This is a genomic window from bacterium, from assembly GCA_023150945.1.
GTDB lineage: Bacteria > Zhuqueibacterota > Zhuqueibacteria > Zhuqueibacterales > Zhuqueibacteraceae > Coneutiohabitans.
Genome location: JAKLJX010000008.1, coordinates 219,555 through 244,043, shown reverse-complemented (window position 1 = coordinate 244,043; position 24,489 = coordinate 219,555). Strand labels below are relative to the sequence as shown.

At 61.6% G+C, this 24,489-nt stretch carries 17 protein-coding genes; 15 read left to right on the top strand and 2 right to left on the bottom strand.

All coding sequences use genetic code 11. From position 1 onward, the window contains the following. Window positions 1-30 precede the first annotated feature (30 nt). On the bottom strand, window positions 31-2,067 hold the full coding sequence (locus tag L6R21_13140; protein MCK6560134.1) for a thiamine pyrophosphate-dependent enzyme: 2,037 nt from the start codon (window positions 2,065-2,067) through the stop codon (window positions 31-33). A gap of 241 nt (window positions 2,068-2,308) precedes the next feature. Beyond that, a complete protein-coding gene (locus tag L6R21_13135; protein ID MCK6560133.1) occupies window positions 2,309-3,922 on the bottom strand; it encodes a Xaa-Pro peptidase family protein in 1,614 nt (537 codons plus the stop codon). 341 nt (window positions 3,923-4,263) lie between these two features. On the opposite strand from L6R21_13135, the gene L6R21_13130 reads away from it, so the two are divergent. The 15 genes from L6R21_13130 to L6R21_13060 all read left to right on the top strand — a co-directional run bounded on the left by L6R21_13130 (window position 4,264) and on the right by L6R21_13060 (window position 24,407). Beyond that, window positions 4,264-4,719 (top strand): hypothetical protein, encoded by a 456-nt coding sequence (locus L6R21_13130; GenBank protein MCK6560132.1) that lies wholly within the window; start codon window positions 4,264-4,266, stop codon window positions 4,717-4,719. Window positions 4,720-4,737: 18 nt separating this feature from the next. Next, window positions 4,738-5,685, top strand: coding sequence for a 16S rRNA (cytosine(1402)-N(4))-methyltransferase RsmH (rsmH, locus tag L6R21_13125; GenBank protein MCK6560131.1), 948 nt, complete (start codon window positions 4,738-4,740; stop codon window positions 5,683-5,685). 2 nt (window positions 5,686-5,687) lie between these two features. Beyond that, a complete protein-coding gene (locus L6R21_13120; GenBank protein MCK6560130.1) occupies window positions 5,688-6,080 on the top strand; it encodes a cell division protein FtsL in 393 nt (130 codons plus the stop codon). Window positions 6,081-6,109: 29 nt separating this feature from the next. After that, entirely contained in the window at window positions 6,110-8,281 is a 2,172-nt protein-coding gene (locus tag L6R21_13115; GenBank protein MCK6560129.1) for a PASTA domain-containing protein, read from the top strand. Between the two features lie 74 nt (window positions 8,282-8,355). Next, entirely contained in the window at window positions 8,356-9,741 is a 1,386-nt protein-coding gene (locus L6R21_13110; protein ID MCK6560128.1) for a UDP-N-acetylmuramoyl-tripeptide--D-alanyl-D-alanine ligase, read from the top strand. Between the two features lie 54 nt (window positions 9,742-9,795). Then, on the top strand, window positions 9,796-10,908 hold the full coding sequence (gene mraY, locus L6R21_13105) for a phospho-N-acetylmuramoyl-pentapeptide-transferase (GenBank protein MCK6560127.1): 1,113 nt from the start codon (window positions 9,796-9,798) through the stop codon (window positions 10,906-10,908). After that, on the top strand, window positions 10,908-12,083 hold the full coding sequence (gene ftsW / locus L6R21_13100; protein ID MCK6560126.1) for a putative lipid II flippase FtsW: 1,176 nt from the start codon (window positions 10,908-10,910) through the stop codon (window positions 12,081-12,083). The genes mraY and ftsW overlap by 1 nt, the downstream gene beginning before the upstream one ends. After that, window positions 12,076-13,194 (top strand): undecaprenyldiphospho-muramoylpentapeptide beta-N-acetylglucosaminyltransferase, encoded by a 1,119-nt coding sequence (gene murG / locus L6R21_13095; GenBank protein MCK6560125.1) that lies wholly within the window; start codon window positions 12,076-12,078, stop codon window positions 13,192-13,194. Before ftsW ends, murG begins: the two co-directional genes overlap by 8 nt. 148 nt (window positions 13,195-13,342) lie before the next feature. Next, a complete protein-coding gene (locus L6R21_13090) occupies window positions 13,343-14,071 on the top strand; it encodes an FtsQ-type POTRA domain-containing protein (GenBank protein ID MCK6560124.1) in 729 nt (242 codons plus the stop codon). A gap of 75 nt (window positions 14,072-14,146) precedes the next feature. Beyond that, a complete protein-coding gene (ftsA, locus tag L6R21_13085) occupies window positions 14,147-15,391 on the top strand; it encodes a cell division protein FtsA (GenBank protein ID MCK6560123.1) in 1,245 nt (414 codons plus the stop codon). 101 nt (window positions 15,392-15,492) lie between these two features. Further along, window positions 15,493-16,677, top strand: a complete 1,185-nt coding sequence (gene ftsZ / locus L6R21_13080) for a cell division protein FtsZ (protein MCK6560122.1) — start codon at window positions 15,493-15,495, stop codon at window positions 16,675-16,677. A gap of 325 nt (window positions 16,678-17,002) precedes the next feature. Continuing rightward, entirely contained in the window at window positions 17,003-17,992 is a 990-nt protein-coding gene (gene mgrA / locus L6R21_13075; GenBank protein MCK6560121.1) for an L-glyceraldehyde 3-phosphate reductase, read from the top strand. A gap of 266 nt (window positions 17,993-18,258) precedes the next feature. Further along, on the top strand, window positions 18,259-20,748 hold the full coding sequence (locus L6R21_13070; protein ID MCK6560120.1) for a glycoside hydrolase family 2 protein: 2,490 nt from the start codon (window positions 18,259-18,261) through the stop codon (window positions 20,746-20,748). 440 nt (window positions 20,749-21,188) lie between these two features. After that, complete coding sequence (locus L6R21_13065; GenBank protein ID MCK6560119.1) at window positions 21,189-22,181, top strand: class I mannose-6-phosphate isomerase; 993 nt, start codon at window positions 21,189-21,191, stop codon at window positions 22,179-22,181. Window positions 22,182-22,184: 3 nt separating this feature from the next. After that, the gene (locus L6R21_13060; GenBank protein MCK6560118.1) at window positions 22,185-24,407 is read left to right on the top strand and encodes a glycoside hydrolase family 3 C-terminal domain-containing protein; all 2,223 of its coding nucleotides are present in this window, start codon (window positions 22,185-22,187) and stop codon (window positions 24,405-24,407) included. The last annotated feature ends 82 nt before the right edge of the window (window positions 24,408-24,489 follow it).

The window sequence follows — 24,489 nt, the reverse complement described above, 5'->3', positions numbered from 1 at the left end:
CCCAACCACCTCTGCCCGCCCAACCGGCGCTCAGTACTTCACCACCTCCAGCGCCGCTTGATAGATATCCTCTTCATTGATCAAGATCGCGGCTTCGAGAATGCGGCTGAACCCGATGGGCGTGTCCTTGGTGCACACCCGGCGCGGCGGGGCATCGAGAAATTTGAAGCATGCTTCTGAAATTTCCGCCAGCACCTCGCCGCCGTAGCCGCCGGTCTTGTGATCTTCGCTCGCCACGATCACGCGGTTGGTTTTCTGCACCGAGGCGCGCACCGTTTCCAGGTCATAAGGCACCAGCGTGCGCAGATCGATGACTTCGGTTTCATAGCCGTCCTCGGCCAGTTTTTCCGCGGCTTTCAGCGACCAGTGCACGGCGTTGCCGTAGCTCACGATGGTCAGGTCCTTGCCGGTCCGGCGCACGCGCGCGCGGCCAAAGGGCACAAAGTGATTCGGCCCGGTTTTGGGCGCCTGCGCCATGGGATGGTTGTAGAGATACTTCGGCTCGAACATGATGGTCACCCCGCGCGAGCGCATCGAAGTGCGCAGCAAGCCCGCGGCATCATCCGCAAACGCCGGCATCGCGATGCGAAAGCCGGGGAAGTTGGCGAACACGCCTTCGGCACTCTGCGAGTGATAAAGCCCGCCGCCGATGTAGCCGCCGCACGACAGCCGCACGATGATGTTGGGCAGGAACTTGCCGTTGGTGCGCCAATATTCGTGGCTCAGCTCGACCATCTGTTCCATCGACGGCCAAACGTAGTCGGTGAATTGCGCGGCTTCGATCACCACCCACATATCCTCGCGGAAGCGGCTCATGCCGTTGGCCGTGCCGACGATGAAATCTTCGGCGATGGGCGCATTGAACACGCGGCTTTTGCCGAACGCCTGCTGCATGCCGTTGGTGACGTTGAACACGCCGCCCTTGTCTTTGGAAGCCACATCCTGGCCCCAGAGAAAGGTGTGGGGATTGCGCTGAAATTCCTCGTGCAGCGTGCGGTTGATGGATTCCCGCATCTTTTCCTTCTCGCCTTCCTCGGGCGTGGGCGTTTCTTCGGCTTGGTAAACCGGCGCGACCGCGAAATCGTAGATTGATTTGGGATCAGGCAGGGGCGCCGCCTCGCCGCGCGCCGCGGCTTCGGTCACCAGGCGCTTGTTTTCCTCTTCGATGCCGCGCAGCTCTTCTTCGGTGAGCAAGCCCTTCGCCAGAATGTAAGTGCGGAAACGCGGCAGCGGGTCTTGCGTCGCCACTTCATTGATTTCCTGGTCCGAGCGGTAGGACTCCTGCTTGTCGCTGTTGGAGTGCGGACCAATACGCACGCATTGGGCGTGCACCAGCGCCGGACCTTTGCCGGTGCGCACGTAGTCCATCGCTTCATCCATGGCCACGCGGCTGGCAATGGGGTCGGTGCCGTCGCAACGAATGATGTGAAGATACTTCAAGCCGACGAAGTTGTCCGCCACGATTTCGTTGGCGGTTTGCTCATGCACCGGCACGCTGATGCCGTATTTGTTGTTTTGAATGACGAAGATCACCGGCAATTGCTCGCGGCTGGCGCCGTTGAGCGCCTCGAAGACGTAGCCCTCGGAGGCGGAGGCCTCGCCGAAGCTGCAGAAGGTGAGCGCATCGGATTTGTAGTATTTCGCGGCGCGCGCCAAGCCCACCGCGTGCAGCGCGTGATTCGAGACGCAGCTCGAAGTGTTCTGAATGCCGATTTCCGGCTTGGAAAAGTGATTCGACATGTGGCGGCCGCCGGCAGCCACGTCGTCGCGCCGGCTCAGGCCGTTCAGCATGATCTCATCGATGGTCAAGCCGGCGGCGAGACAGGTCAGTTGATCGCGATAGTAGGGGAAGAGATAATCCTTCTTCGGCCGGAACGACAGTCCGAGCGCCAACTGAATCGGCTCATGGCCCGAGCAGGTCGCGAGATAACTCCAACCCTTGCCCTGCTTGAAGAGAATCCAAGCCCGCTCGTCGATGAGACGGCCGGTGTGCATCAAACGGTACCATGCGCGTGCCGTTTGGGCATCGATAGCCGGCAACTCCGACGTGCGGGAATAAGCGTGCATGACAGCCACAGGAACCTCCAGTTATGACGGATTTGAGTGTTTGTCGGATATCTCCACCGGTGTGCCGCGGCGCGGTTGATCCCGCCATGCGCGCGCTGCCGTGTCCGCGCGTGCGGCAATGACGGCGCGTACCAGCGGCCAATGGCAGCGAGATCAAGCCGGTGGTTTTGCAAAAAATTCGTCCAATGTAGAAATTTATTGCAAGAATGCAAATCCTTTTGCCGTGAATTTTCCGGCGCAATCAGTCCTGGCTTGCCTCCCAAACGAGGGGAAAGTGGGTGATCGTTTCGTACCCTTGTTCCGTGACGAGGTAAGTATCTTCCAGGCGCGCGCCGAGATTCCAGTAACTGGAGTCAACCGCTGCGCCGGCGGGAATGTAGATGCCCGGCTCGAGTGTGATCACCATGCCCGCGGCCAGGCTGTCGCTGGCGGGATCGTGCACTTCCAGGCCGACGTGATGCCCGAGATAGTGATTGAAAAAGGGGCCGAAACCGGCGGCTGTGATCACCGCGGCGGCGCGCTGATGCAGATCGCGCATGGTGGCGCCGGGCTGCAAATGCGCACGGGCGCTGTCACCCGCGGCCACGAGGACGTCGAGCAGTTTGCGTTCGGCAGGGGAGAGGCGTCCGCGCACCGCAAACGTGCGGGTCATGTCGCTGGTGTAGTTGTCAACGCTGCCGCCGATGTCGATCACCACCAAGCCCGCGCGCATCACGGCGCGATTGGCGCTGTAATGCGGCAGCACTGCGTTGGCGCCCGCGGCCACGATGGGCTTGAAGGCCCAAGTCTGCGCGCCCTGTTCCCGCAAGAGATTTTGAATCTCCTGCGCGATTTCTGCTTCTGTTCGGCCGGGCGCGATCAGCGGCGCGATGCGCGCGAACGCCGCTGAGGTGATCGCAGCGGCCTGCCGCAGCTTTGCAAGCTCTGCTGGTTCTTTGATCGTGCGCAGCCGATGAATTGCGGCCCGTGGACTCTTCCCTTGCACCAGCAAAGCAAAACGCTGCCCAGCCGCAGGGGAGGGCGCGACCATCGCGACGGGCAAGGGCCGGCCAAAGACGTAGTAGTTGTCCGCCGCAGAGAGAATCAAACCGGGACGCGCGAACATGCCGGCGGCCTGCAAACGCTGCAGCCGTTCCGGATTCCGGTTTGCTTCCGGCTGCGGTCGAGGCACCAGCAACGCCACCGCCAGCATCATTCCCACCGAAACGGCCGCGCCGCGCAGGAACAAGCTGCGGAATTGTTGCGCACGGCTTGCGGACGGTTCCGGCCAGCGCGCGGCGAGCCATTGCAGCAGAGTTGGCAGCCGCGGCAGCACGAGCAGTTGCCACAGCACACTGGCGACGAAAATCGACAGCAGGCCGTTGAATCCCAATTCAACCTGCCAGAAGACACCCACCGCCAGTGTGCCCAGCGCCGCGGCCAGCAGCGCCACGCTGGTGCCGGGGAACAAGGCGCCGAGAGCTGCACCGCCGATGAGAGCAGCGAGGATCAACGTGAAGTTCGGACTGAAGGAGCCGGTTTCACTGAGATGCGCAAAGTACAGCAATGGAAATGGCCAAAGCATGGCAAACGCCATGGCCGCGCGCGGCCAGTAGAGTGACAATGCTGCTCCCAATCCGAACAGCAGCACCGCGGCCACCAGGACGAGCAAATAACTCGTGGCCGCGAAGAAGCGGAATCCCACCAGCCAAGCCAGCAGCAAGTAGAAAATTCCTCTGGCGGTGTGGGGAAAAACTCTTCCCGTGAGCAACAACAGCAAAGCAACTGCGGCGGCAACCACTTGCGCCGCAACCGTGAGCAGGCTGTGCTCGGCGACAATTCCCACCGGCAGCTCACCGGCAATTGCGACAGGCATATTCGTTCCCTTCGATGCGAAGAGGCGCCGTGCCCGCTCGATCATTGCGATGATGAGGCAGGCGATACTTGCTGCGAGTCCGAAGCAGGCAAGCAGTGACCTCGCTGTTTGGATTTCTCGTGCAGCCTGCGGGCGGGTCAATTTGCAATTTCAACCTAACAGAAGCAAGGGGAGAAGTCTTGCCGAGAATGTCTTTTTGTTCACACATCAAGCGGATGGCGGTATTTTAATGTAATTTCTAAAAAAAACCTTGACTTTCAGGCGCTGTTGTTTTATCATTGGGCAAAAGTGGATAGAAGTAGGGAAAAGTGGAAAGAAATGGTTAACTGGGGTTTGAGGCCGTGGTAGAACTCTCCGAAATCATTCCAAAGTTTTACGGCCGGTTCAAACAGAGCCTCGATGATAAAGGCCGGGCGGCGATCCCGGCCAAGATTCGTGAGATCATCGAACTTCGGGATATGAAGACGCTCATGTTGCGGCTGATGGAAACGCAGAATGCGTGTTTTCTGCGTGCCTACCCCGCCTCATATTTCCGCGAGAAAATCTTGCCGATGGCTTCCAATTTCGACGAAGAGAGCGAACTTGGAATCTTCAAGATGCAGTCCATTCTGTCAACCTGCCATCAGGTTCGGCTGGACAATCAAGGTCGCATCAACATCCCGACCGAGCTGCTGCAGTCAGCCCAGATCACGAAGGAGATTCGTTACGTCGGGATGGGCGATTTCTTTGATATGTGGGACGCAACGCACTACGACGAGTTTTTGACGGCAGGACGCGCCGGCAGTCTCAAAGGATGACGTGAGCAGAAACGACGAGTGCAAACGCCAACGTTACATCAGGGCGAGTTTCACGTGCCGGTGCTGGTGCGTGAAGTGGTCGCCCACCTCCTCACCGGCCCGTCCGGCATGATCGTCGATGCAACGTTGGGCGATGGCGGCCACAGTTTGGCCTTGCTCGAATCTGGACCACCACGGCTACAGCTTATCGGAATAGATGTCGATCCACAATCCCTCGCCGCCGCCCAGCAGCGGCTGGCGAAATTTGCAGGGCGTTGTTCTTTGAAGCTCGGCAACTTCCGGCAAATCGCAGGCCTCTTGGCAACGATGGGAGTATCGCCGGTCGCGGGCGTGCTCGCCGATCTCGGCATCAGCTCGCGCCAAATCGATTTGCCGGAACGTGGCTTCAGTTATCTCGATGAGGGTCCGCTCGATCTGCGCCTGAACCCTTCCCTCCCCCAAACTGCAGCGGAGCTATTGGCGGCTCTGGAACAAGACGAACTGGTGCGTCTCCTGCGGGACTATGGCGAAGAGAGGCAAGCCCGGGCAATCGCGCGAGCCATCGTGCAACAGCGGCGACGGCAGACGATCCGGACGACGACTGATCTTCGCTTGATTATCGAAGGCGTGGTGCGCGGCCCTCATCGGATTAAAGCGATCGCGCGCGTGTTTCAGGCGCTGCGCATCGCAGTGAATGATGAACTGCAGGCCTTGCGCGAATTTCTCACGCAGGCGTTCGATTGCCTGGCGCCCGGCGGCCGGCTGGCCGTCATCAGCTATCATTCACTCGAAGACCGCATCGTCAAAGACTTTTTCCGCAGCCAGGCGCGAAGTTGCACCTGCCCGCCTGAGTTGCCGGTGTGCGTGTGCGGCCGGCAGAGCTTGGCCGTCGTGCTGACCCCCCGGCCGATCACACCCACGCCCGAGGAAATCGCGGCGAATCGCCGCAGCCGCAGCGCAAAATTGCGAGTACTCCAGAAACGATGACCATGGCCAGCCCCAAAATCGCGCGTCGCGCGCCTGCCCGCCGCCAACCTCGGCCGCGCGTGGCCTCGCACCCTGTGCGGCGCGTTGCGCAGCCCTCGCCACGCAGCGGCCGCACCGGCGTCAGCGCGGGGCGGGTCTGGGCTGCCTTGATCACGCCCTTCTTCCTGCTGCTGTTTTTCGGCCTGCTGTTGATCTGGCTGCGCGTGGCGGTCAGTGATCTGGCGGTGGCCGTTGCGCGCGCGGAGACGCAGAAGCGCGAGTTGCAGGAACAGAACACTCGTTTGCTGGTGCGCGCCGAACAACTGGGAGGCTATGGCCGCATTGCCAAGATTGCACGGGAGCAATTACACATGACCAGGGTTGCCACCAAACTGATTGTCGTCACACCGGAATGAGGACGCGCCCGACGACAGGTTCCCGCCTCGTGCCGCTGCTGCGGAAGCCGCCCAAGCCGAAAGTCGCCGGGCCGCTGAACCGCGTCGTTTTTGTCGAAGGTTTTTTTTTGTTCTTTGCCATCTGTGTCGTGCTGCGGCTGCTCTATGTCGAAGTCTGGCAAAGCGGCAAGTATCGCGACCTCGCCAAGGCGCAGCATTACACCGCCATCCCGCTGGAAGCGCAACGCGGCATTATCTATGACCGCAACCAAAACCTGCTGGCGCTCAACGACGCCTGCATTTCCGTGGGCGTCGATCTCCGCCAGGTGAAGGATCGCCGCAGCCTGGCCAACAAGCTGGCGCCGCTGCTGCATGAGCCGGCCGCGGCGCTGCTGGCGCGCATGCGCACCGATCTGCCGTTCGTGTGGCTGAAGCGTCGCGTGGACGCCGAGCTTGCCCAAAAGATTCAGGCGAGCAAGATTCCCGGCCTGCGCCTCGAAAAAGATGCCCGGCGCCGCTATCCGCACAAGGAAATCGGCGCGCACCTGATCGGCTTCACCGACGTCGACGGCCGCGGCATCTCCGGCATCGAACTGGCGTGTGATTCGTTGCTGCGCGGGCAGGACGGCCGCCGCGTGCTGCAGCGGGATGCGATCGGCAACGCGCTGCCCGATCTCGCCATGCCGGAAGTGCAACCGGTGCACGGCCAGCACGTGTATCTGACCATCGACTACATCCTGCAGACGATCGCCACCGAGGAGTTGCGCGCCAGCCTCGACTTCTTCGCGGCCAGCAGCGGCACGGTGACCATCACTGATCCCCGCACCGGCGAAGTTCTCGCGCTGGCCTGCGAGCCGGGCTTTGATCTCAACAACCCCGGCGCCTATTCACCGGCCACGCGGCGCAACCGCGCGGTCACCGATCAAGTGGAGCCGGGTTCGACGTTCAAACTGGTGACGCTCGCCACCGTCCTGCAGGAGAAGATCCGGCAACCCCATGACGTCATCTACTGTGAGAATGGCGCCTACAAGTTTGCCGGCAAAGTCATCACCGATCATGGTGAGCGCTACGGCAATCTCACGGTCGCGCAAGTGCTGGCCAACTCCAGCAACATCGGCACCACCAAGCTGGCGCGGCTGGCGGGCAAGGAAAAGATCTATCGTTACGCGCGCGACTTTGGTTTCGGCATGCCGGCGCGCACTGGCCTGGAGGGCGAGGCCGGCGGCACGCTCAAGCCGCCGGGTGATTGGTCGGGCTACACGATCGCTGCCATGGCCATGGGCTATGAAGTTTCCGTGACCGCGGTGCAAATGGCCATGGCCTATGGCGCAGTCGCGAATGGCGGCCTGCTGTTGCGGCCGCGGGTGATCGCCGGCATAGCCGACAGCAAGGGAAGAGTAACGCGCGACGAGCAGCCGGAAGTCGTGCGGCGCGTCCTGAGCCGGGAAGTGTCGGCAACGCTGACGCACCTGCTGGAAGGCGTGGTACAGCAGGGCACCGGCAAGAATGCCAAAATCGACGGCGTTCGCATCGCCGGCAAAACCGGCACCGCCCGCCGCACTTTGGAAAACGCCCGCGGTTACTCCAGCGGCAATTTCCTCTCGTCTTTCGTGGGCTTCTTTCCGGCGGAGCAGCCGCGCTATCTGATCGTGGTGATGATCGAAAATCCGCGCCGCGATCACTGGGGCGCCATGGTGGCCGCGCCCGCGTTTCGCCGTATCGCCGAGCGCATGTTGGGCGTGGAAGCCGGTGCCGTCACCTCTGCGCACCGCAGCCACGAGCAAACCGAAAACTTCAGTGAGATGATCATGGATCCCCGCAAAATCGTCGTACCGGACCTGACCAGCCGCCATCGCAGCGTGGTCGAAGAAATCCTGGAAAACCTCGAACTCAAGCCGATCTGGGACGGCGAAGGCGATTTCATTCTCAATCAACTGCCGCCACCCGGCGCCGTCGTGTTTCGCAATTCGCCGGTGACGTTGCAGCTCTTTCAAACCGAGCAATCACGCCGCCAGCCGCAGACCATGCCCGCGCTGGTTGGACTTTCCCTGCGGCAGGCGCTGCGCCTGCTGTCCGTGGCCAACGTGGAGGCGCGCGTGGTCGGCAGCGGCCGAGTGGTGCAGCAGTACCCGCCGGCCGGCACGCCGATCACCTCCGGCGTGCGCTGCGAGCTGCGCTGCCGCTCGGAGGTGCCGGTTGCCCGCGAGGCCGTGGTGCATTGATCCCCGGCAGGGCGGTGCCACGCACCGCTGCTGGGCGGGGGAAAGAGTGACGATTACTTGAATCGGATGACGAGATGCCAATCATTCTAACTCTGGGTGAAGTCCTGCGGGCCTGTGAGGAAGCCGCGACCTATGTGGGCGACGCGAGCCTGCTCGCCACCCGGCCCGCGGCCCTCTCCACCGATTCCCGCACCTGCAGCGTGAATGAGCTGTTCTTCGCCTTGCAGGGGGATAAATTCGACGGCCATGATTTTCTGCCGCAGGTTTTCAATCGCCAGGCGCTGGCGGCCGTGGTGGCCAGGGCGTGGCGCCGCAGCCACCCGCGCAGCAAAGGCAACTTCATCGTCGTCGACGATCCGCTGCTGGCCTTGCAGCGCCTGGGCCGGACCATTCGCCGGCGCTGGGGCAAGCCGGTGGTCGCGCTCACCGGCAGCAACGGCAAAACCACCACCAAAGAGATGCTGGCGGCACTGTTGTCGCGCAAGCATCTCGTGCACAAAACGAGTGGCAATCTCAACAATCACATTGGCGTGCCGCTGACGTTGTCGCAGCTCACGCACGCGCATGAGCTGGCGGTGATCGAAATGGGCGCGAATCATTTCGATGAAATTGCCGGCCTGTGCGACCTCGCCGCGCCCAACTACGGCCTGATCACCAATGTCGGTCGCGCGCACGTTGAATTTTTCGGCGATCTCGCCGGCGTGGCGCGCGCCAAGACCGAGCTGTTTGCCTATCTGCAGGCGCACGACGGCATCGCTTTCTTGAATGCGGATGACAACCGGCTGGTGGCAGTGCATCCCTCCGGCTTGAAGACGATCACCTTTGGCCTGCACAACCCCGCGCAAGTGCGCGGCACCATCAAAGCCATTGACCCTGAGGGCCATGTGACGCTCACTTGGCGGGAGAGGGAAATTCGCCTGCCGGTGCCGGGCGCGCACAATGCCAGCAACGCCCTTGCGGCGATTGCCGTGGCGGATTTCCTCGGCCTCGATCCCGCCACCATCTCGGCCGGCCTCGAGAGCTTCGCCGGCGTCGCCAAGCGCATGCAGATTTTGCACACTGCCGGCATGACGATCATCAACGACGCCTACAATGCCAATCCCGAGTCCATGAAAGCGGCGCTGGAATTTCTCGCGCAATATCCCAAACCCGAGCACGGCCGCCGCCTTGCGATTCTGGGCGATATGCTGGAAATGGGCGCCAGCGCCGAGATGGTGCACCGGGAACTGGGCGAGTTCATCACCACGCTCCCGCTCCAGGCGGTGTTTGCCTATGGCCCGCAAATGAGGCATCTCGTGCATGCCGTTGGCCAGCATTGCTGGGCGCTCCATTTTGAAGACAAAAACGATTTGATGTATGAGGTGAGTCGCTCGGTGCGCGAGGGGGATGTGCTTCTGCTCAAAGGCAGCCGGGGCATGGCCATGGAGCAAGTGTTGGAAAAGCTGCCGGCGCAAGCGTGAGGCGGTGACCCAACCAGGTTGGCCGCGGTAGAGTGCACAACCATAGGAGCCGTCATGTTGTACTATCTGCTCTATCCGTTGAGCAAGTATGTTTCCGGCTTCAATCTGTTTCAATACATCTCGGTGCGGGCGGCCTTTGCGGCGATCACGGCGTTGTTGATCAGCTTCGTGATAGGCCCGCGGTTGATTCATGCGCTGCGCGTGCGGCTGATTGGCCAGGAAGTCCGCAAGGATGGCCCGCAGACCCATTTGAAAAAACAGGGCACGCCCACCATGGGCGGGTTCATCATCCTGGCGGCGGTGCTGCTGCCCACGCTGTTGTGGGCGCGCGCCACCATCTATGTCGCGCTGGTCGTGCTCGCCACGGTGTGGATGGGCATCGTTGGCTTCGTGGATGATTATCTCAAAGTCGTCAAGAAGCTGCCCAAGGGCCTCTATGGCCGCTACAAGATCGTCGGCCAGGTCTCGCTGGGATTCGTGCTCGGCACGATCATTTACTTTACGCCGCAATTCGACGGCATCGCCACGCTCACGACCGTGCCGTTTTTCAAGAATTTCGAATTCGACCTGGGCCTGAGCCTGGCTTATCCGCTGAGTTTCATCCCGTATGTGCTGGTGGTGATCTTCATCATCACCGCCACCAGCAACTCGGTGAACTTGACTGACGGTCTCGACGGCTTGGCCGCCGGCTTGGTGGCGATCTCCGCCGCAGCCTGGGCGCTGATCAGTTATGTCTCCGGCCGTACGGATTTCAGCGATTATCTCAACATCCTGTTCCTGCCGGGCGCCGGCGAACTCACGGTTTTCTGCGCCGCGTTGTTTGGCGCGGCGCTGGGTTTTCTGTGGTACAACGCTCATCCGGCGCAGGTGTTCATGGGCGACACCGGCTCGCTCGCCCTGGGCAGCGCGCTGGGCGCGCTCGCGGTTCTGGTGAAGAAAGAATTGCTGCTGCCGATCATTGGCGGCATGTTCGTGGCGGAGAGCCTGTCCGTCATTCTGCAAGTCTGGTATTTCCGGCGCACCGGCGGCAAGCGCATCTTTCGCATGGCGCCCCTGCATCACCATTTTGAACTGAAGGGCTGGAGCGAGCCGCAAGTTGTTGTGCGCTTCTGGATCATCGGCATTCTGCTCGCGCTGCTCACGCTCGCCACCTTCAAGGTACGCTGATGGTACGTCGCCCTGTCGATGTCATTCTACTGGTTGCGGTGCTGCTGCTGCTGCTGCTCAGCGTCTATTTCGTGTTCACCGCCAGCTCGGCGCGCGCAGAGCGCCTGCATCAGGACAGCATGTTCTATCTCAAACGCCAGATGATCCGCCTTCTGCTCGGCTTGCTGCTCGGCTTCCTGATGATGCGGCTCGATTACCATCACGTATTGCGCGTGTCACCGCTGGTTTACTTGTTCAGCGTCGGGCTGCTGGTGGCGCTGCTGTTTGCGCCGGAGGCCTGGACGATTCGCGGCTCACGGCGCTGGCTCATGCTCGGCTCGGTGCAATTTCAACCCTCCGAGCTGGCCAAATACGGCCTGATCTTCTATCTCGCCATGAATCTCGCCAAGCCCCAGCTCGATATTCGCAAACTTGGCGACGGCCTGGCGCCGCAGCTCCTGCTCGCCGGCGTGGTGGTGATCACCGTGGCACTCGAGCCGGATTTGGGAACCGCGCTGATCATCGCGGCAACGGTGGCGGCCATGCTCTTTCTCGCGGGCGCGCGCTGGTCGCATCTCTTTGCCCTGGCGTCTTCGGTGGTATTGGCCGGGCTGGCGCTCACGGCGCGGGTCGCGTATCAGCGCGGCCGCGTCGAAGCTTTCGTGGATTCTTTGATGGGCCACGCCGAACCCGCCTGGCAGGTGAAGCAATCGCTGATCGGCCTCGGCACCGGCGGCCTGCTGGGCGTGGGCTTGGGCCAGAGCAAACAGAAGCTCCTGTTCCTGCCCGATCCCTTCACCGATTTCATTCTTTCCATCATTGGTGAGGAGTTGGGCTTGATCGGAACCCTGACGGTGGTGGTGCTGTTTCTGGTCATTCTGTGGCGCGGTTTCAGCATTGCGCGCCAGGCGCCTGATGCCGCCGGCCGGCTGACCGCATTCGGCATCACCTGCACGATCGGCTTGGGCGCGTTTGTGAACATGTCCGTGGTCACCAATCTGTTGCCCACCACCGGCATTCCGCTGCCGTTCGTGAGCTACGGCGGCACCGCGCTCATCATGAATTTGATCGGCATCGGCGTTTTGCTCAATATTTCAACGCAGGGCAGCGGTGCGAGCCGGCCGGGCCGCGGCCTGGCCAAAGTGCCGCTGGCGCGCGTGCAGTGGTATCGTGACCGCAAGAAATCCGATGGTTGACTCTGAACCTTTGCGCCTGGTCTTTGCCGGCGGCGGCACCGGCGGCCATCTTTATCCCGCGCTCGCGCTGGCCGAGGCTTTTGCCCGGCAGCGGCCGCAGGTGCAAACACTCTTCATCGGCACGGCGCAGGGCCTCGAAAGCCGCGTGTTGCCGAAGCTCGGCCATCGGTTGGAAGTGGTGCCGGTGCGCGGCCTGCTGCGCAAGTTGACGTTGAGCAATCTCATGGTGCCGGTCTATCTGCTGCAAAGCGTGCGGCAATGCCGCAAGTTGTTCCGGGAATTTCAGCCGCAGCTCGTCATCGGCACCGGCGGCTACGTCAGCGGGCCGGCCCTGCTGGCCGCCTGGCTGATGGGAAGGAAATTCGTGATTCAAGAGCAGAACAACTATCCCGGCCTGGTCAACCGTCTGCTCGGCGGGCGCGCGCATGCGGTCTTTCTCAGCTTTGCAGAGAGCCGCAAATATTTCCCGCGCCAGGAGCGCGTGCACGTGGTCGGCAATCCGGTGCGCAGCCAGCTTCCCGAGCGCACGCCGGCGTTGCGTGCGGCGGCCGCCCGCGCCTGGCAGCTCGATGCGAATTTGACCACCCTGCTGGTGTTTGGCGGCAGCCAGGGCGCCCGCCGCCTCAACGAAGTGATCACCGCGCTGCTGCCGCAACTGGCCGGAATCAACGGGCTGCAACTGCTGTGGGCAACCGGCCCCGCTCACTTCGAGCAACTTGCGCCGCTTGCCGCCGGCGCGCCGCGCCTGCGCCTCGTGCCTTACATCGAAGACATGGGCCTGGCCTATGCTCTGGCGGATTTCGTGCTCTGCCGCGCCGGCGCCTCGACGATATTCGAACTGGCCGCTTGCGGCCTGCCCGCGGTGCTGATTCCGTTCCCATTCGCGACCGCGGATCATCAGACCTTCAATGCGCGCGCGATGGCGCAGGCCGGCGCGGCGGTGATGATTTTGGAAAAAGATCTGCAGGTGGAAAGCTTGTTGCAAACGCTGCACACGCTGGCCGCCGATGCCGGCCGGCGCGCGGAGATGGCCGCCGCCGCGAAGCGCATGGCCCGGCCCCGCGCGGCGCAGGACATCGTCGAGCTTTGCCTGCAATTGTTGAAAAAATGAATGCCAGGCAACGGCGAACCCGGCAATGGCAGAGGTGGAGAATCGCCGGCAGGCAACAAGTGTTCGTCCCAAAAAGGTTCCAACCTCGGCGGAGCCGAGGTCTCCCAAACTTCGCGTGTCAGGGATTCAACGCAGCAGGGTGAACGACATGGCAGCAAAACGCTACGGCAAATCATTCTTCTTTGCAACCACCTTCATGCTCAGCGGCCTGCATCTGCAGAATTGGGTGGGCCACGACGCCAGCTTTCAAGTGCAGCAGGTCGTGGTGAAGGGCAATGTCCTGCTGAGCGCGGAGACGATTCTCAAGACGGCGCAAGTGCCGCAGGGCGAGCGCACGTTTCAGATCAACGTCAGTGAAATTGAAGCGCGCCTGGAAGCGCTGCCTTTTGTGCGCGAAGTGCAGGTGAGCCGCGCCTATCCCTCGACCGTCGAGATCTGGGTGAAAGAACAGCAGCCGGTGGCGCTGCTCAATCAAAAGGGTTTGTGGCCGCTCGCCGCTGATGGCGAAGTGCTGCCGCAGGTGGAAGCCGGCGTCCGGCTGGATTTGCCGGTGGTGACGGGCGCGGCGCTGGATCCTGCGGCAGAGGGCAAACGGCTGTCGGCTGCCGGCGTGCAACTCTGCGAATTCATCCGCACGCTGCGGCAGCAGAATGCGGTGATGTATCACGACATTTCCGAATTTCAATTGCAGGCCAACGGGGGATTGATTCTGTATCTCTATTCACATGGGGTGCCGGTTTATGTGGGCCGCCAGGCCTGGCTCGAACGCTGCGAGCGTCTGGATACCGTGCTGCGGCAACTGCCGGAGCACGGCGGCCGGCTGGCTGCCATTGATTTGCGCTTTGAGAACCAAGTTGTGACGAGAGTCGCGGGATAAACCTGGTTACCGGTGCCAGTGGCGCGGGAACAGCCGCGCACACCCGGCAATCAGCAACGACCATAAGGAGAGACCATGGTACTCGATTACATCTGCGCGCTGGATATTGGCACCACCAAGATTTGCGCGCTCATTGCCGAGGTGGATGAGCACGGCCAGCTCAAAATCATCGGCATGGGAACCACGCCCTCGGAGGGCTTGCGCCGCGGCGTCGTGATCAATCTCGAACGTACGATTCAATCGATTTTGCGCGCCAAAGACGAAGCCGAACGCATGGCGGGCGTGGAGATACAAGCGGTGTACACCGGCATTGCCGGCGATCACATTCGCAGCGTCAACGGCCGGGGCGTGGTGGCGGTGACCGGCGAAGATCACGTCATCACCCAGGAAGACAAGCGCCGGGTGATCGATGCCGCCAAAGCCGTGGCCCTGCCCTTTGACCGCGAGATCATTCACATTTTGCCGCAAGCCTTCATCGTCGATGATCAGCGCGGCATCGACGATCCCGTCGGCATGAGCGGCGTGCGCCTGGAGGCGGAAGTGCATATCGTCACCGGCGCGGTGACCTCCGCGCAAAACATCTGCCGCTGCATCGAGCGCGCCGGCATGGTGGTGCAGGATCTCGTGCTCGAGCCGCTCGCTTCCAGCTTCGCCACGCTGACCGATGACGAAAAGAATCTGGGCGTGGCTCTGCTCGACATCGGTGGCGGCACCACCGACATCGCGATGTTCTACGAAGGCTGCATCCGCCACACCGCCATCGTCGGGTTGGGCGGCAAAAACATCACCAATGATCTGGCGCACGGCCTGCGCACGCCCATCGACCGCGCCGAGCTGCTCAAGATCGCGCACGGCGCCGCGTTGCACGTGGACCATGACCGCGAAGAGACCATTGAAGTCTTCGGCGTCGGCGGCCGGCCGCCGCGCAAGGTCTCGCGCCAGGTGCTGATTGACATCATCCAGCCGCGCGTCGAGGAGATTTTGGAGCTCACGCTCAATGAGCTGAAGAAATCCGATTACTTCAAACTCATGACCGCAGGCGCAGTGTTGACCGGCGGCTGCGCCATGCTGCCCGGCATCATCGACCTGGCGGAATCGATTTTCGACATGCCGGTCAAACTCGGCGTGCCCAATACCGTGAATTCCGTGACCGCCGAAGTGAACAAGCCGAATCATGCCACCGGCGTGGGCTTGATTCTCTACGGCTATCAGCATAAAGCCGAAGCTGAAGGTCTGGCCAGCCCGAATGAGACGCATTTGTTCGACAAGATTGCCGACCGCATGAAGCGGTGGTTTGGAGTGGTAAATCGCGCGGCCTGACCGGCCCCGCCAGCTCAGTCGCAGCGCCCCTGGCGTGCAACGGCCGGGGAATGACGAACGGCGGCTCCGCGAGGAGCTACTACCAGCAAGGAGAAGTCTCCATGAATCTACGATTAAATTTCGATGAAGGCAGCTTGATGGCGGCACGCATGAAAGTGGTCGGCGTTGGTGGCGCCGGCTGCAATGCCGTCAATCGTATGATTGCCGCGGGCTTGACCGGTGTTGATTTCGTCGCCATCAACACGGATGTGCAAGCGCTCGACACGTCCAAGTCGACGCACCGTGTCCAAATCGGCAAAACCACCACGCGCGGGCTGGGCGCGGGCGCGGATCCCGAAATCGGCCGCAAAGCCATCGAAGAAGACCGCGAGATGGTCGCGGAGATTCTCGAAGACTGCGACATGGTTTTCGTCACCTGCGGCATGGGCGGCGGCACCGGCACCGGCGCCGCGCCGATTGTCGCGGAAATCGCCAAGGATCTCGGCGCGCTCACCGTCGCTATCGTCACCAAACCGTTCAGCTTCGAGGGCAACAAACGCTGGAAGCGCGCGGAAGAAGGCCTGATGGAGATGAAGCAGCGGGTGGACACCATGATCGTCATTCCCAACCAGCGCCTGCTCGCGGTGGTGCCCAAAGGCACGCCGCTGGTGGAGGCCTTTCGCCAGGCGGACGACGTGTTGCTGCACGCCACCAAGGGCATCTCCGACTTGATCACCATTCCGGGTTTGATCAATCTCGACTTCGCCGACGTCCGCACCGTGATGAGCGAGATGGGGGACGCGCTCATGGGCGCGGGGGTAGCCAATGGCGACGAGCGCGCGATTCGCGCGGCGCAGCAGGCCATCTCCAGCCCGCTGCTCGAAGACGTGTCGATCGCGGGCGCGCTCGGCGTGCTGGTCAACATCACCGGCGGCCCGGATTTGACCCTGCATGAAGTGAATGACGCGGCCAGCGTGGTCTCCGAGGCCGCCGGCAGTGAGGCCAACGTCATCTTCGGCGCGGTGATCGACGAAAGCATGCGCGACGACGTGCGCGTCACCGTGATTGCCACCGGCTTTCGCAGCAACAGCCGCGGCGCGGCCAACGGCAGGCAAAGCCGGCTGCCGCGCTTCATCGACACCACGGTCAAAGAACTCGACATTCCGACCTATCAGCGCCGCGAGAAAAACGGCCACAACGGCCATGCCGAGCCGATTATCCGCCCGCTGGAAGAAGAATATGTGCCGATGCCGGAGCCGCCCGCCGATTATGACGTGCCGGCATTCCTGCGCAAACGAATGGGATGATGATGCGACTTCTCCGCCGATCACCGGCACAGAAGTCTGGAAGGTAGCACCTGCACACGGTGAGCCTCGCCCTCGCAGCCCTGCACGCGTCACTCTCTTTGGCGGCGGTGCGGGGCTGTGTATTTTTGCTCTCCCATGAACGGATTCGTGTCCGTTCGAAATTGCCGCCTTTGCAGGGAAAGGCTGCGGCAACGGCGGGGCCGCGGCATTGAGAATCTCAGCGTTTCACGGTGCTCGAAATTTTGGAAGTCTCAGCTTCGTCGAGGATGGAACTTTTGTGGACAGACACGAATGAGTTGCTCGCACACAAAAACGGTAAATGATCATGCCCGCGCAACCGAATCCCGATCGCTATCAAGAAATGACCTATCGCCGCTGCGGCCGCAGCGGCCTGAAGCTGCCTGCGATTTCGCTCGGCCTGTGGCACAACGCCGGTGACGTCGATCCACTGGAAAACACCCGCGCCCTCGTGCGGCTGGCGTTTGACAGCGGCATTACGCATTTTGACCTGGCCAACAACTACGGCCCGCCGCCGGGTTCGGCCGAAAGCAATTTCGGCAGAATTCTCAAAGAAGATCTGGCCGCCTACCGTGACGAGATGATCATCTCCACCAAGGCCGGCTATCTCATGTGGCCCGGCCCGTACGGCGAATGGGGCTCACGCAAATACTTGCTGGCCAGCCTCGATCAAAGCCTCAAGCGCATGGGACTGGACTACGTTGACATTTTCTACAGCCATCGCCCGGATCCCGAAACCCCGCTTGAAGAAACCATGATGGCGCTGGATCACGCCGTGCGCCAGGGCAAGGCGCTTTACGCCGGCATTTCCAACTACAGCACCGAGCAAACCCGCCGCGCCGACCAAATCCTGCGCGCCCTCGGCACGCCCTGTTTGATTCACCAACCGGTGTACCACATGTTCAATCGCTGGGTGGAAGAAAGCCTGCTCGCGCTGCTGGCGCAGCAGGGCCTCGGCTGCATTCCCTTTTCACCGCTGGCGCAGGGTCTGCTCACCGCGCGTTATTTGTCCGGCATTCCGGCGGACTCACGCGCCGCCAAACCCACGGGCTTTTTGAAGGCGGATCAAGTCACCACCGAAAAAATCGAGAAGGTGAAAAAATTGAATGAGCTGGCGCAGCAGCGCGGCCAGACGCTGGCGCAAATGGCGCTGGCGTGGATTCTGCGCCACCCCGCCGTGACCTCCGTGCTCATCGGCGCGAGCCGGCCGGCGCAATTGCAGGAGAACCTGCAGACCCTGCAGAATCTCCATTTCGCCGCAGCCGAGCTGGCGGCAATCGATGCGATCTTGGCGTGAACCATCGGTGTCCCCCCGAAATCGCAGCCTTCTGGCAAAGTGTTCCTGCAACGGCTGGGCCGTTGCATTAAGGACCTTGGAGTTGCTGCGGTGTTCGAAGTTTTGTCAACCTCGGCTCAGCCGAGGTTGGAACATTCCCGGGCAGACGCCTATTACCACGGGAGCCTCACATGCGATCGGCAAGACGACGGCGCATTGCTGCGCTGGCAGCGCTGGTTTCAGCGATGTTTTTTTCCACGTGCGAGCAACCGGAAGGATTCAGCGAAATGAAACTCGATCAAGGCTGGCAGTTCCGCCAGGCCGGTGAGGAGAAATGGTACCCCGCGCAGGTGCCGGGCGAGGTGCACACCGATTTGTTGCGCCAGGGCTTGATTGCAGATCCCTTCTATCGCGACAACGAAAGCACATTGCAGTGGATCGGTAAAACCGACTGGGAATATCAGACCCGCTTCACGGTTGCCGCCGGCCTGCGCCAGCGCGAGAACGTCGAGCTCGTGTTTGCCGGATTGGATACCTATGCCGACGTCTTTTTGAATGATTCGCTGATTCTGCGCGCCGACAACATGTTCCGCGAATGGCGCGTGGCCTGCAAATCCCTGCTGCGCGCCGGCGAAAACACCCTGCGCGTGCATTTCCGCTCGCCCATCAACGAAGTGTTGCCGCGCATGGCGCAGTTGAGTTATCAATTGCCCGCGGTCAATGATCACGGCGAGAAGACCAGCCCCTACACCCGCAAGGCGCCTTATCATTTCGGATGGGATTGGGGCCCGCGCTTCGTCACCAGCGGGATTTGGCAGCCGGTGCTGTTGGAGGCGTGGGAGGAAGCCCGCGTCGTTGATCTGCAAATCATCCAAAATCAACTCACCGAAAAGAGCGCACGCCTCACCGCCGCGGTCGAGATTCATGCCACGCGGCCGCAGCAAGCTGAGATCAGAATTGCCTCGGCGGAGAATGCTTTTCCGCCGCAAACCGTCCGCTGCGAGCTGACCCCCGGCGTGCAAACGCATCGCCTCGACTTCACCATTGCGAACCCGCGGCTGTGGTGGCCCAACGGCATGGGTGAGCAACCGCTGTACACGATTCACGCACAGTTGCAGGCGGGCGGCAAAAACGTTGGCCAGGCCTCCCGCCGCGTGGGCTTGCGCACGGTGGAATTATGGCAGCAACCGGATGCCTGGGGCCGCAGTTTCGAGTTCGTCGTCAATGGCGTGCCGGTTTTTGCCAAGGGCGGCAACTGGATTCCCGCCGACAATTTCCTGAATCGCATCGACGCCGCGCGCTATGCGAAGTTGCTGCATGCCGTGCAAGAGGCCAACATGAACATGCTGCGGGTGTGGGGCGGCGGCATCTATGAAAACGAAAAATTCTATGAACTGTGCGATGAGCTGGGCCTCATGGTATGGCAGGATTTCATGTTCGCCTGTTCGATGTATCCGGCGCAGCCCGCGGACCTGGCCAACCTCGAGCAGGAAGCGATTCATCAGGTCAAGCGCTTGCGCAATCATCCCAGCCTCGTGTTGTGGTGCGGCAACAACGAAGTCGAAGCCGGCTGGAAGGGCTGGGGCTGGCAGCAGCAATGCCCGGACAGCGTATGGCAGGATTATTTGAAAATCTTCCACGGCGTGTTGCCCAAAGTGTGCGCCACGTATGATCCCGCGCGGCCTTACTGGCCCAGTTCGCCCACTTCCTACAATCAGGAGGACTGGCCCGGCTCGCCCAACTCTGGTGACATGCACTATTGGGGCGTGTGGCACGGCGCCGAACCTTTTGCCGCTTATCTGCAGCAGACCCCGCGCTTCATGAGCGAATATGGTTTCCAGTCTTTCCCGCAGCTCAAAACCATCAAGCAATTCGCGCTGCCGGAGGACTATGACCTGGCCTCGCCGGTGATGGTGACCCACCAGAAGCACGGCCGCGGCAATGAATTGATTCGCACCTACACGCTGCGCGAATTTCCCGAGCCCACAGATTTCGCCTCATTTTTGTACGTCAGCCAGATTGTGCAGGCGGAAGGCCTCAAGCTCGGCACCGAGCATCTGCGCCGGCTGCGGCCACGCTGCATGGGCGCGTTGTACTGGCAGATCGATGACTGCTGGCCCGTGGCCTCGTGGTCCTCGCTTGACTACTACGGCCGGTGGAAGGCGCTGCATTACTTCGCCCGCCGCTTCTTCAGTCCGATTCTGGTCAGCCCACATCATGACAGCACAAAGGTTGAAGTGTATATCGTCTCTGACGAGCGCGCACCGGTGGCGGCGACGCTGCATCTCAGTCTGATCGAATTCAACGGCAAGGTTTTACGGCAGGAAGAAAGGCCGGTGTGGGTGAGAGCCTTGAGCAGCACGAACTACTTCTCCTTCAACAAGAATGAATGGCTGCCGGCCGGGGAGGAACAGCGCGCTTTCCTGCTCGCCGAGCTGCACGCTGCGAACGGGGAAGTCCTGTCGGCGAACACGCTGCTCTTCAAGCCAGTGAAGGAGTTGCGCCTGCCCTCGTCCCAAATCAGCAAGCAGGTGACTGCGACAGCGAACGGCTTCCAGATCACGCTGGCCGCGGATCAATTTGCCAGCCATGTCTTCCTCACCGCGGATGAGCATGAGGGATTTTTCACCGACAACTATTTTCATCTCGTGCCGGGCCGGCCGGTGACCGTCGAATTTCAAACAGAGGGAAAGATCGCGCTGGCCGATTTCGAGCGCAGCCTGCAGGTGAAGTCGCTGACTGACGCCTTTGCCGCGCCGCTCGCCCACCTGGAATGAGGTGACGGCGTTTTTTTGATGCTGCAACTCTGCGATCCCAGCGCCTCCGTGGCTCAAATGGCTGTGATTTCCAAAAAGCTGAACGCATAACTCGAACGAGCCAGAACCCAAAGGCAAAGCCTCACGCCAAGCCGCCAAAACGGAAAGAACCCGCAAAGTTCTTCTTCGCAGAACCGTTTCGGCTTTGCGTGAACAGCTTTGTTTCTTCAGTGAGAAGTACAGCCCACCCAAGAGCAGACATGCTGCAAAGGATCTCGCGAAGACCCAGGCACATCGCCTGGCAATTTACAAAACCCCCAACCCGGACAACTCGCGCGCAGCGGTCGAAGGAAGACAGACACCGCTGAAAATCCTCTCTGAAATGAAAATCCCATTTGCTATCTTCCCGGCGGCAATGGGGTTTTTGATTTTGCACCATTTCTTCTTGAGGATTGCAGCGTATGGCAGACTCCCTTTATCCTCTGACCTTTACTCCCGTGTTGAAACATTATCTCTGGGGCGGCCGGAATCTCGAACGGCTGGGGCGCATCCTGCCGCCGCACGGCGTGGTCGCCGAAAGCTGGGAAATCTCCGGACATCAAAACGGCGTGACCGCCGTTGACAACGGCCCTTGCGCCGGCCGTTTGCTCACCGATCTGCATGCCGAGCTGGGCCTGGATTTGATCGGCCGCAATTGTGCCTGGGCGCAGGCGCGGCAGAAGTTTCCCCTGCTCATCAAATTGTTGGATGCCAATCTCCCGCTCTCGGTGCAGGTGCATCCCAGCGATGATTTCGCGCGCACGCACGAGGGCAACGAGCTTGGCAAAACCGAGATGTGGGTCGTGTTGCAGGCCGCGCCTAACGCCGAGTTGATCCTGGGTGTCAAAGCCGGCACCACGCCCGCGGCGTTTCGCCAGGCAGTCGAATCCGGCCGGCTGGAGCCGTTCCTGCACCGGCTGCCGGTCAAGGCGGGCGATCACATCTGCGTGCCGGCCGGCTCGCTGCATGCGATCATGAGCGGTCTGCTGATCGCGGAAATTCAGCAGAATTCCGACACCACCTATCGTGTGTATGATTGGAACCGCGTCGGAGACGATGGCCGGCCGCGGCCATTGCACCTCGAAAAGGCGATGGCCGTGATCAACTTCGCGCAAGTCGAGCCGGGCCTGCGGCCACCTGAGCTGGTTGCGGAGCAGAAGGGCGTGCGGCGCTGGCGGTTGTGTGCGAATCAATACTTCGTGACCGAGCGCGTGCAGATGGCCGCGGGTGCGACTTTCACCGGCGCCTGCAACGGCGAGAGTCTGGAAATCTGGGGCGTGATTGCGGGAGAGGTCCGCATCAATCGCATGACGCTCGCTGCCGTGCGTTTCACGTTGCTGCCCGCGGCCCTGGGCGAATTTGCCGTGACGGCCGTAACTGGCGCCACCTTGCTGCGAACTTATGCCGGAGCTTGAAAGATGCGCCGCCACTTTCTCCGCTGCCCCGGCCTGCTTCCGGCGCTGCTTGTGCTGCTCCTGCCGCTCATCGCCTTTTGCCAGGGCCAAGCAATGATGACAGACTCTCCTCCTTATCTCGATCCGGCGCGTCCGCTGGCCGAGCGCGTGCAGGATTTGCTCTCCCGCATGACGCGCGCCGAAAAGATCAGTCAGATGCTGCATGAGGCACCGGCAGTGCCGCGCCTCGGCATTCCCGCCTACAACTATTGGAGTGAAGCTTTGCACGGCGTCGCGCGCAACGGCCGCGCCACCGTGTTTCCGCAAGCCATCGGCTTGGCGGCCACGTGGGACGTAGACTTGCTGCAGCGGGTCGCAGCCGCCATCGGCGATGAAGCCCGCGCCAAATTTCACGAAACGGTGCGGCGCCGCGGTTTTACCGGCCAGTATCAAGGCCTCACGTTTTGGTCGCCGAACATCAACCTCTTTCGCGATCCGCGCTGGGGCCGCGGCCAGGAAACCTATGGCGAAGATCCCTTTCTCACCGGCGAACTGGGTGCCGCGTTTGTGCGCGGCTTGCAGGGCAATCATCCCCGCTATCTCAAAGCCGCAGCATGCGCCAAGCATTTTGCGGTGCACAGCGGTCCGGAGAAAGACCGCCACCATTTCGATGCCCGAGTGTCGTTGCGCGACTTGCACGACACTTATTTGCCTGCGTTCAAAAAACTGGTGACGGAAGCCGGCGTCGAGGCAGTGATGGCGGCATACAATCGCGTGAACGGCGAGCCGTGCTGTGCCAGTCAACGGCTGCTGGTGGAAATTCTGCGCGGCCAGTGGCAATTCGAGGGTCACGTCGTGTCCGATTGTTGGGCGCTGGAAGACATCCATGCCCGCCATCGCTTCACGCCAGGCCCGGTGGAAACTGCGGCGCTGGCGCTCCAGGCCGGCTGCGACCTGAGCTGCGGCGTGACCTACGACAAAATCGGCGAGGCCATTGATCGCGGTTTGCTGGCTGAAGCGGATCTCGATCGCGCGCTGGCGCGCACACTGCGCACGCGGTTCAAGCTCGGCCTGTTCGATCCGCCGGAAATGGTGCCCTATACCGCCATTCCACCCAGCGTGATCGGCAGCGCGGAACACCGCAGCCTGGCGCTGGAGGCGGCGCGCAAAGCGATCGTGCTGCTCAAAAATCAAGACCAGCTTTTGCCGATCCGGCCGGACACGCGCAAGATTCTGGTGACCGGCCAGAACGCGGCGAGTGTCGATGCGCTGCTGGGCAATTATTTTGGATTGAATGACAACCTCACCACCATTCTTGAAGGCATTGCCGGACGGGCGCCGGAAGGCATGCGCGTGACCTATCTCGTGGGCACCCAGTTGCACGCGCCCAGCGTGAATCCGCAGGATTGGGCCTTTTACACGCCGGCGGCCAACGAAGTCGTGGTCGCATGTTTGGGCCTTTCGCCGCTGCTGGAGGGCGAAGAGGGCGAAGCGATTCTTTCACCGGATCGCGGTGACCGGTTGGATCTTGCGCTGCCGCCGGTTCAAGTCGAATTTCTCCGCAAATTGTCAAGCCGGGGCGCGAAGATCGTGCTCATTTTGCACGGCGGCAGCCCGATCATTTTGGGGGAAGTTGAGAATTGGGTGCAGGCCATCTTGTTTGTGTGGTATCCCGGTGAGGCCGGCGGCCAGGCCGTGGCTGAGATTCTGTTCGGCGACGCTTCACCCTCGGGCCGGCTGCCGATCACTTTTCCGCGGTCGCTGGCGCAGTTGCCGGCATTCGAGGATTACCGCATGCCGGGCCGCACTTATCGCTATCTGACCGCCGCGCCGCTCTATCCCTTTGGCTATGGCCTGAGCTACACGCAATTTGCCTATCACGATCTGCGGCTGCCACGCGCACGCATTGCTCCCGGCGAGTCCTTGCCGCTGCAAATCACGGTGACCAACACCGGCAACCGGCCGGGCGAAGAAGTGGTGCAATTCTACTTGAGCGATTTGCAGGCAACGGTGACCGTGCCGCAGCATAAGCTGATCGGCTTTCAGCGGGTCGCGCTGGCAGCGAGCGAAAGCAAGACCCTGACCTTCACCATCACGCCGGAACACATGATGCTGGTGGACGAGGCCGGCGAGCAGAGACTGGAACCCGGCCAGTTCCGGCTGACCGTCGGCGGTTGTTCGCCGGGCGCGCGCGGCGTGCAACTCGGCATGCCCGAGCCGGCGCGCGCGGTCTTTGCGGTGCAGTGAGCACAGCCGCAGCGGAAAAAAACGCATGCTTCATTGTGCGGCTTTTTGTAGATTCCTGCCGACCAGGTTGTTCCGTGAAACC